This is a genomic window from Chitinivibrionales bacterium (assembly GCA_035516255.1).
Taxonomy (GTDB): Bacteria; Fibrobacterota; Chitinivibrionia; order Chitinivibrionales; family FEN-1185; genus FEN-1185.
This window is the reverse complement of record DATJAL010000010.1, coordinates 44727-54195: the sequence shown is the minus strand read 5'-3', so window position 1 is coordinate 54195 and position 9469 is coordinate 44727. Positions and strand designations below refer to the sequence as shown.

Genomic DNA, 9469 nt, shown 5'->3' with positions numbered 1-9469 from the left:
AGACAGCATATTTTCGAGTATATTGAATCTTTTTATAACCGTCAGCGATTGCATTCGACTCTGGGATATAAAAGTCCGGTTGAGTTCGAAAACGTATCTTTGACACCTTAAATTAGTGTCCACAGTTTCGGGGCAAGATCAATTTTATAAAAATTTCATACCTCCCAAAAACGAATAAAGAACGGTATATTCAATCCGGTAGGGGATAATTATTTTTCAAAACAAGAGGTCTATTAAATTACCATGATCACCCGCCGTGAAATGCTCAAATCCTCCGCCGCATGCCTCGCGGGCATGTGTAGTGCTTCCGTATGTTTTGCCAAGACCGCACCCCAGCGCAAGACCGCCTTGTACTGGAGTGCGATGGGGGATAACGCCGTTGCCTGCGAGCTGTGCCCGCACCAATGCATTCTTCAGGACGGAAAAACCGGGCTCTGCCGCACGCGCGAGAACGTGAAGGGCACGCTCGTCAACAACGGCTATGCAAACCCCTGCGCCATCCATGTTGATCCGGTCGAGAAAAAGCCCGTGTACCATTTTCTGCCCGGCACAAAGGCATATTCGCTGGCCATAGCGGGCTGCAACCTGCGCTGCCTCAACTGCCAGAATTACACCATAAGCCAGCAGTTCCCGAAAGACACCGAGAACATGTATCTGCCGCCGGAAAAAGTCATCGAAGAGGCGAAACGCGAACAATGCTCATCGATCGCCTACACTTATTCGGAACCGATCGTGTGGTACGAATACGTGCTGGAAACGTCGAAGCTCGCGAAAAAGGCTGGCCTTAAAAACATCCTTGTCACTGCCGGCTACATCAACGAGGCTCCTCTCAAAGAGCTTTCAGAGTTCATGGACGCGGCGACCATCGATTTGAAAGGGTTCAAGAACGAGACCTATCTCAAGCTGAATTCCGCGAAGCTGGGACCTATACTTGACGCGATCGCCAACGCCGTTAAATTCGGGATATGGGTCGAAGTGTCGAACCTCGTGGTGCCAACATGGACCGACGATTACGACACGATCCGCAAGATGTGCGCCTGGCACAAGCAGAACCTCGGCGCCGAGGTGCCGCTGCATTTCCTGCGCTTTTTCCCGCTTTACAAGCTGGAAAATCTCTTTCCCACGCCCACCGATTCCCTCCAAAAAGCGCAGAAGATCGCCCGCGACGAGGGGGTCAGGTACGTGTACGTTGGTAATGTCGCGGAAATCGACTCCAATACCTATTGTCCCTCATGCAAGAAGGCCGTTGTGGAGCGCGAGGGGTACACGATAAAGAAGAACGCCATCAAAGGCGGCAAATGTTCCTATTGCGGGGCGGTGATCAAGGGGATTTGGGCGTAGCGCCCGGAGCTTTCAGCGATCTGATCTCCTGGGGAATCGTTTCACAAGATCAACCTGAACAAATCTTTACTTTGCAATTTTTAACCTCATAGTATGAGTGGGTTGACTGATGATCGGACAATGGCGGAATGCGTTTTCTAGGATAGTGGTGAAAAGCTTTTCAACTGGGTATCACAATTAAAATAGTAGTATATTTATTCTTATCTATGAAAGAAATTCTCACACTTAAAAACAGATTATTATCCGAATCATACTTCACACTTCTTTTCATTATAACAGGAGTGCTGATTATGGCGCCTAAAAGTGATGCGGGTGAGAATGAAAAAGTCCGCCAACCCGCGGTGGCGGGCCAGTTTTACCCCGATGATCCCACCGAGCTCAAGCGCGACATCGAATCCTATCTCTCAAAGGCGAAAAAGCCCGCTTCGCCGTCGAGAGTGCTCATATCCCCGCACGCCGGATACATTTTTTCCGGGCCGGTGGCCGGTTTCGGGTACGCTGCGCTTGACAAGAGCATAAAAACCGTGATCATACTGGGCCCGCCCCACCACGTTTACGTGCGGGGCATCGCTTCGGCGGGGGCGGACTGGTTCCAGACGCCGCTCGGCCGGGTGGCGGTCGACACGGCCCGTGTGAACAAGCTCTTGTCGGCGAAGCTCGCGTACGAAGACCCCAATGCCCATGAGCCCGAGCACAGCATCGAGGTTCAGGTGCCGTTTTTGCAGGTGGTGCTTTCGTCGTTCAAGATCGTGCCGCTGCTGGTCAACGACATAGACCCGCAGAAGGCGGCCGACGCGATTTTCCCCCTCATCGACGAATCGACCGCGGTGATCGCCTCTTCCGACCTCTCGCATTACCACAGCAGTCCCGAGGCCAAGGCGATAGACAAGAAGACCGTCGACGCCATCCTTTCCGGAGACGACAAGGGCGACATCGACGCGTGCGGCAAGATGCCCATCCGCGTGGTGATGCGGCTCGCCAAGATGTTGTCGTTGTCGCCGGTGCTTCTTGACGCGCGCAACTCCTACGACACCGCGCCGCAGTACGGACCGCCAGACCGGGTGGTGGGATACGCGTCGATCGCGTATGTAAAGAAAAACGGGGCAGTAAAGAAATAGAAGTAAGTCTGTCACGCGGCCCGGTCCGCTGGCGGGTGAGATGCCTGGTCATTGACACAAGTTGAATGGCACGGCCCGCGCATTCCCCGCGACTTGGCGCGGGGTTAGCGGGCGACTATAAAATATTCTAATTCCATAGCCAAGGAAGAATCCCCGCCACTTGGGGCGGGGTTCTTCAATATAGTTGGGCGGATAAAAATCAAATTCAAGACATGGAAGGGCCTCGCCCGAAGAGCGAGCTGGCGCAGCTCAGATTGAGCTTAACCCCGGCAAGGAAAGGGCAAATGACATAATGGAGGGTGCGAAGCACCACAACCCTGCCCTTCGGAAATGAATTGACAAAATGCTTATTCGGGGGGCTTTCAACAGTCAGAAATTTCATCTAAATTACTTGTGACAAGTACAGCATCCGTCAAATCCCAGCTCCTCAAGGAGCAATAAATGAAACCCTTTGCAATAATTCCTTCCATTGTCCTTATCCTCGGAGCACTGCTTATGAACTCCATCAATTGCGACGCTTCGCCCAAGCCGGACGGGAAAAAACAAGCCGTCGATGCAAAAAAACAGGCGTCCTCGCCCGACGAATTATCGCCGGATGTCAAGGCGTTTTTGCTCAAGCTCGCGCGCCGGAACCTCGAGGCCGCGGTAAAGGACCAGGCGCCGGTCGCGCCGTCCGACACGCCGAGCATGACCAAGGAATTCCGCGGCTGCTTTGTGACGCTCACGAAGAAAGGCGAGCTGCGCGGCTGCATCGGGTACATCGAGGGCATCAAGCCGCTGTTCGAGGCAGTGATGGACAACGCCAGGAACGCCGCGCTCGAAGACCCGCGTTTTCCGCCGGTGAGGCCGGCCGAGCTCGGCGACATCAAGGTGGAGGTTTCGGTGCTGACCAAACCCGTGCCGTTAACGTACAAAGATCCCGACGACCTCCTCGCCCGGCTCGTGCCCGGCGAGGACGGCATCATCCTCACCAAGGGTTACCATCAGTCAACCTTTCTACCGCAGGTGTGGGGCCAGCTCCCGGACAAGGTCGATTTCCTCGAGCACCTTTCCCTGAAGGGCGGCATGCCGCCGGACGGGTGGAAAACAGCAGAAGTGAAGCGCTACCGTGCCGTGCATTTCGAGGAGCAGTAGCAGCCCGGCCCTGCTGATTTTTTCCGCGGGCGTTTTTTCCGCCGCCGTGCAGAGCGTGTATTTCCGCGAATGCCTTTCCGTGTTTTCCGGCAACGAAATTTCCATCGGCATGATTCTGAGCGTGTGGCTTGCGTGCACCGGCCTCGGCACCGCGCTCGCCGCGCGTGCCCGCGCGGAAAAAACGCGGTCTTTCAACGCGCGAACGCCGGCAGCGCTCCTTATCATTGCCGCAATTGCGGGCATGTTTCTCGTCAGGGCAGGCCGCCTGCCGCTTTTACAGGGACAGACGGTTTCGCCGCTTGCCATGCTCGGCATTCTCATGGCGAGCGAGGCGCCGGTGACCGTTATCAACGGCTATGTGCTGGGCAGGTTGTTTTCCTCCGGGCAAAACTCCAGGCAACTTTACGGATGGGAAAACTCGGGCGGCGTTGCCGGCGCGCTGTGCGTGTACGCCTGCATACTCCTGTTTGTCCATAACAGTTTCATCGTTGTCTTTGCGGCGCTGCCGCTGCTGTGGCTCTGTTTGGGAAGCCCATGGCAGTTTGCCGTTGCGGCCGCGGCCCTTGTTGCTTTGTGGGCCCTTGACGGCCCTTCGATACAGTGGAAATACAACGTTCCGGTCAACCGGATACTGTACGGCCATGAAGGCGAAATAGTGCCTGTCGTTTCCGGGAAAGACACCACGTTTCTACAGAACGGCGTGGTGTACAAATCGAACCTGCAAAAGCCGGCGCTTGAGCAGGCGGTGCACATTCCCATGGCGCAACGGCCTTCTGAAAAACAAGCACTCGTGATCCTTGACCGGGGGCATTGCGCCGAGCTGGCCAAGTATTCAAGCCTTGCGGTGACCGACATCGAGACGGAGCCAAAGCTTGCGCGCAAGGGAAGCCTTCTTGTATCGCCCGAGACATTTTTACCGGCGGAGAAGTTCGGCATCGTGTTCATCGGGGCGGGCGTTCCGCGCAGCGCCGTGGAAAACCGGTTTTATACGGAATCGTTTTTCCGCCATGTCAAGTCACTGTTGGCTGATTCCGGCATCGTGACCTTCACCCTGGCGTTTTCCGAAAATTATATGAGCCCTCCGGAAAAGAAAATGTATGACGCCTTGCATGCCACTCTCGGCGCCGTGTTTAAAAACGTGCTGGTGTTTCCCGGCGAAGGATATACCTTCATGGCGTCGGATGCGTCCCTCGCAAAAACATGGAAGGTGCCTGTTGGCACCGAGTACCTCTCATCAACGATTATCCCGGGCCTGTCTGAAGAACGGCTGGCCGAGGCTAACAAAAAGCCGTCAAACGAATTGATCAACACCAAGGACCGGCCTTTAACGCTGTTTCTGGGCCTGCAGACCTGGCTGGAGCTCTTCAAGAACAGCGTCGTGCTCCTTGCGGTCTTTCTTTTTGTAGTATGCGCTGCGGTCATCTGGTTTCTCCCCAAAACGCGTGAAGGGCTTTCGGTAGCGACGAGCGGGCTCGCGATCGGCCTGTATTCCGTAAGCCTTCTGCTCATGTACCAGGCGACCTACGGCGCGCTATATTCGCGCGTCTCCCTGCTGCTCGTCGCGCTCACCGCCGGCTTCGCACTCGGCGCGCTCGTCAAGAAACTCCCGTTTTCCGATTCGGCAATAGGCCTGTACTGTGCCGGAAGCCTTGCGCTGTTGTGGGCCATTCCCTGCCCGCCCGCGTTTCTGTTTTATCTCCTTCACGCGGGCATGGGCGTTCTCGGCGGCGGCCAGATCGTGTCGCGCCAGTCAACCGGCATCGGGCCGCTCTACGCCGCCGATGTTTTCGGCGGGGCAATGGGGATGGCGCTGTGTTCGACGGTGTTGGTGCCTCTGTTCGGGATATTGCCGGTTGCAATGGGGATCTGTGTAATGAAAGTTATTGTTGAAATTGTCAATGTGAGAAATTAATAGTTTGGTGGGGGCACCGCTTCGCGTTTCCCCCGGGCCCCGGCTTCCGCCGCCTTCCTTGCTAAAATGGAAATGTACACCAGGAAGGCGGGGGTAATCCGGGGGCACACCCCCTCCAGCAAAGGGGGCGCGCGAGGTCGCTCGCATTACGCTCGCGAGGCGTCGCCCCTTCGCAACTCAACCCTCTTGGACCATCCCCCTCCGCCTCCGGCGGTATCCACCTTGATAAGGGGGAAAGAATTCGCGGTAGAAAATGTCTGCGCGCGGCGCTGCCACGGCCCGAGGGCGAGCCCGAGACCGGAGTGAGGGCCGACCCGAGATCAGGGCGGGAAACTAACGTCCTGATCTCGGGAAACGCCCATTTTATTTATTTATTATTAATCCCCGCCAGTTCCAGACTGTCCGTCACCGCCCTGAACTTGTAATACTTTCTCAACACCCTGTGGTAATAGTCAATCGACAGCGGTTGCTGGGAGGCGAGCTGCTCGAGGATCACGCCCGGGCCCTGGTTGTAGGCCAGCAGTCCGAGCTTGAAGCTTTTGAACTGGGCAATGAGCTGCGTGAGGTATGCCACGCCGAGGGCCACGTTCACCTCGGGCCGGTACAGGTCGCGGGCGCTGCTCACCTTCATGCCGAGGCTCGCCGCGATTTCCTGCGCCGTCTCGAGCTTGAGCTGCATGAGACCGAACGCGCCGCTTGCGATGCCGCTTCTGTACTTTCCCGATGCGCGCGCCGAAAACTTGCTCTCCACCTCGATCACGGCGAGCAGCAGCAGCGGATCGTAGCCGAAGGCGGAACTGCTCTCCTTGACGAGGCCGGCGAGCTGGGCGCAGGTCTGGGAAGGCACCCTGGCGCCCAGGACGGCGCGCATGGACTCCATGATTTTCACGGTGGACGAAACGTCGGCGAGCATTTTTACCATGGCCTGCTTCTGCGACGACAGCGTGGCGATGCGCTGCTCGTTTGCGTGGAGCAGCGTCTCATTGATGATGATGAGCAGGGTGAGGGCGAAGAACACGAGCAGGACGCTTGACACAAGGAAAATGCTGAGAAACTCGGAGATCCAGATCTTGTTCCCGTGGACAAGAAGGCCGAGGCGCAGTGCCTGCGCTGAAGGCGTGGTGCTCATGGCTTTTTCTTGGGCGCGCTGTCCTTGAGGACGCCGAGCTGCTCGAGCGGCTTGATGCGCTCGCGGAGCTCCTTGAGTTCCGCGCCGGCGGCGCTGTTCCATTCAGTCAATGTTCTGATCTGCGTCTCCTGCCGGTGGATCTGCTGGCTCTGGACATAGATGATGACCATGAGGGTAAGGATCCACCCGAACAGCGTGACCAGCAGGGTGAGGGCGATGGGCCGCGACAGCCGTATCCCGGTTTTCCGTGAGAGCATCCTGCTGCTGCGGCGCAGCGACGACAGAAACCCGCCGGCCGGAAGCGACTGCGCGTCGGGATACACCGGAAAAATGGTCTTGAACGGCCCGAACGCCTTGGACACGTTCTCGTTTTTGAAAATGAACCAGATGTCGCCGCCCTTGCTGCGCATCATGTTGAGCAGGGAAAGGAACATCTGCGTCGCCGATTCGTCTATGTCAATAACGTTTTCGAGGTCTATCACGAGATGCCGGTTGCCGTCGTCGATGAGGCCGGCGATTTTCTCGCGCATGCTTGGCACCTGCTCCTGGTGGAACGGGCCGGACAGAAACAGCCAGAGGGTGCGTCCCCTGCCCTCCAACGTGATATCGAGCGCCTCAGATCTCATCGGCGGGTTTCCTTGTAAGGGCCATGCGCCTGAACCGCAGCTTGCCGAGAAGCGACCACATTCCGCTTCCGTCAAGCGTGACCGGCGCGGTGAGCACGAGGGTGATGGCCTCGGCCTGCTGCGGGTCGACGCCGGGCGGCACCGCGGGAAAGCACCAGACGTCCACGGGCTTCTGCAGCGTGCAGTGAATCATCACCCCGCACGCCGGGTCGCACAGCAGCCATTGCGACACCTGTGAAAGCTCGGCCAGGCCGTCCTTGAGCGCGGCGCGTTTTTCTTTTCCGTACATGAGGTACGCGGTGTTGTCCGCGATGCCGGGCAGGGAAAACGTGAGCTCGACGGCGATCCTGAATAAATAGGGCGTGAGCGAATTGTTGGTGATCTGATAGACAAACGGGAGCGCGGGCTGGTCTTTTTCAAGGCCCAGCACCTTTTCCATGGAAAGCGGGCAGTTCTTGTCGCCCTGCAGCAGCGAACCCTGCCGGTACAGGGAGGCCTTGATGCTCGCGTCGGTCTTCTTGATCTTGTAATCGTAGGCGCCGGAATAAAAATCGCCGAGCTCGGCCGCGTTCCTCGACCGGTACTGCTCGGCCTGGGTCGCGGCGTCCACGAAGCGGTCCACGAAAAGCGTGTAGGAAAGCCCGGGCTCGATCACCATGGGCAGCGCGTGGCGCGACGGGTTATAGCCCGCGCACACGTTCACGCGCCTGCGCCTGAAGTCCAGCTCGAACACGCCGCCGCCGTTCTTATGGTCGAGGTACACGGCAATATTCTTGTTTGTCATGATGATGCATTTGCCGCCGTTGCGCAAAAAGTCGGCGATGCGGATTTGGCCGCCGGCGATGTCGTCGCGCTCCCGCAGCGCGCGCTCGAGCTCGATGAGCCGGTCAAAGCACCACATGCGGTCGCGCAGCCGCGTGAAACCGCTCGTGGTGGAGGGAAGGTATCGGTTGATGTCCTGGACAAAGAAGAGCGTCTTGCGCACCGGCTCGGTGTGCTTGGCGTCCTTGCGGAGCTCGATGGCGTCGGCGATGTCCATGAGCTTGCGCTGCACGATGCCGATCTGGTCGAACGAATGCAGGTAGTTGAGGAAATGCGGCGCGGGGTCGGCGTCGTCGCGCCGGATCACCAGGCTCTGCGGAAGGTACATGAGCCCCAGCGGAGGGTTCGACGAAAGGAATTCCGTGAAGCGGATCGGCTGATAGGTAAGCAGCAGCCTCTCGAACGCTGCGGCGGTCTGCTTGAGCCCGTCCTGGGCGATGTTCACGTCCTGCGACAGGAGCGGGCACAGGAAGTCTATGCATAAAAGCTTGACAGGCGCAATGTCGCTGGTGTCGGCGCTGAACTGCTCCTGAATCCACGCCTCCATGTTCCGCGCCACGGCCGATGGATACACCGAATGCACCGGGAACAGCACGGTCGCGGAGCCGGCGAACTCGGTGATCCAGTAGCCGAGCCGCGGCCGGTACTGGCTTGCGAGCAGGGAGCGCGACAGCACGATGTGCTGGATGCCGTTTTCGGCCAGCGTGTCGATGTACGATGGCTCCCAATTCGAAAAGGGCGGCACAAAGCCGGTCGGCCGGGTACCCGCGTATTCTTGGAACAAGGTCATGCCGTGCTTGAGGTTTTCGTTGAGGAGCCACTGCGGCGAAAAGCTCAAAAACGGCTCGGTATACCCTGTTGTCAACCATTCGATGGAGCCTTTCTTGTGCATCTCACGCAGCTGTAAAAGAAGCATAGGGTCAATCGCCTCGAGAAAATAGCCGGGCATCACGAGGTTGAGCCTGATGTTCTGGTATGCGGAGCCGATCTCGATCACCGTCTCGGCAAACGCGTTCACCGCCTCCCTGAACTTGTTTTTTGGGATCAGGGAATTTTTAAACGGATGGATGAGAAAGGCGATGGAATGGCGCTTCATAATAGTTAAAGTATATAATGGCCGGGGGAGTGAGACAACGGGTAATGAATAGAAATTATTATTAAATATGTAAAAATTCTGGCGGGGGAAGTCCGGCCTGTTTCATAACTACCTAAATAATCATGGCGCCTGCCGGTCACGGCACCGGTTCTACCCCTTCGGGCACTTCTCCCTCGTCAGGGATTTCCAAGGGTCACAAGGGTCGTCCCTCCGGTCTCGCCTACGGCTCGGGCTGCCACGGCGCGAGGCCGCTTCGCGGCGGCGTCCGGGCAGCACCGCGCTTTCAGCGAC

Annotated in this window: 8 protein-coding genes; 5 read left to right on the top strand and 3 right to left on the bottom strand. The window is 57.6% G+C overall.

The window, feature by feature from the left end; genetic code table 11:
• From VLX68_03885 to VLX68_03865, 5 genes are all read left to right on the top strand, one after another.
• On the top strand, positions 1-111 hold a 111-nt coding region (locus VLX68_03885), incomplete at its 5' end, for an IS3 family transposase (GenBank protein ID HUI91369.1).
• A gap of 132 nt (positions 112-243) precedes the next feature.
• Entirely contained in the window at positions 244-1341 is a 1098-nt protein-coding gene (amrS, locus tag VLX68_03880; GenBank protein ID HUI91368.1) for an AmmeMemoRadiSam system radical SAM enzyme, read from the top strand.
• 290 nt (positions 1342-1631) lie between these two features.
• Complete coding sequence (gene amrB, locus VLX68_03875; protein HUI91367.1) at positions 1632-2459, top strand: AmmeMemoRadiSam system protein B; 828 nt, start codon at positions 1632-1634, stop codon at positions 2457-2459.
• Between the two features lie 441 nt (positions 2460-2900).
• Positions 2901-3593 carry an AmmeMemoRadiSam system protein A gene (gene amrA, locus VLX68_03870; GenBank protein ID HUI91366.1) on the top strand — a complete coding sequence of 231 codons (693 nt, stop codon included), beginning with the start codon at positions 2901-2903 and terminating at the stop codon, positions 3591-3593.
• Positions 3568-5505 (top strand): hypothetical protein, encoded by a 1938-nt coding sequence (locus tag VLX68_03865; GenBank protein ID HUI91365.1) that lies wholly within the window; start codon positions 3568-3570, stop codon positions 5503-5505. The genes amrA and VLX68_03865 overlap by 26 nt, the downstream gene beginning before the upstream one ends.
• 367 nt (positions 5506-5872) lie before the next feature.
• Here the strand turns inward: VLX68_03865 and VLX68_03860 are convergent, their stop codons facing one another.
• Genes VLX68_03860 through VLX68_03850 form a run of 3 tightly spaced genes read right to left on the bottom strand, consistent with a single transcriptional unit; the run spans position 5873 to position 9178 of the window.
• A complete protein-coding gene (locus VLX68_03860; protein ID HUI91364.1) occupies positions 5873-6634 on the bottom strand; it encodes a transglycosylase SLT domain-containing protein in 762 nt (253 codons plus the stop codon).
• Positions 6631-7260, bottom strand: coding sequence for an STAS domain-containing protein (locus VLX68_03855; GenBank protein HUI91363.1), 630 nt, complete (start codon positions 7258-7260; stop codon positions 6631-6633). The genes VLX68_03860 and VLX68_03855 overlap by 4 nt, the downstream gene beginning before the upstream one ends.
• Positions 7250-9178, bottom strand: coding sequence for an alpha-amylase/4-alpha-glucanotransferase domain-containing protein (locus VLX68_03850; protein HUI91362.1), 1929 nt, complete (start codon positions 9176-9178; stop codon positions 7250-7252). The genes VLX68_03855 and VLX68_03850 overlap by 11 nt, the downstream gene beginning before the upstream one ends.
• Between the last annotated feature and the right edge of the window lie 291 nt (positions 9179-9469).

Coding starts and splice junctions, on each gene's coding strand:
- VLX68_03860 (HUI91364.1), bottom strand. CDS start 6,634: ATGAGCACCACGCCTTCAGCGCAGGCACTGCGCCTCGGCCTTCTTGTC.
- amrA (HUI91366.1), top strand. CDS start 2,901: ATGAAACCCTTTGCAATAATTCCTTCCATTGTCCTTATCCTCGGAGCA.
- amrB (HUI91367.1), top strand. CDS start 1,632: ATGGCGCCTAAAAGTGATGCGGGTGAGAATGAAAAAGTCCGCCAACCC.
- amrS (HUI91368.1), top strand. CDS start 244: ATGATCACCCGCCGTGAAATGCTCAAATCCTCCGCCGCATGCCTCGCG.
- VLX68_03855 (HUI91363.1), bottom strand. CDS start 7,260: ATGAGATCTGAGGCGCTCGATATCACGTTGGAGGGCAGGGGACGCACC.
- VLX68_03850 (HUI91362.1), bottom strand. CDS start 9,178: ATGAAGCGCCATTCCATCGCCTTTCTCATCCATCCGTTTAAAAATTCC.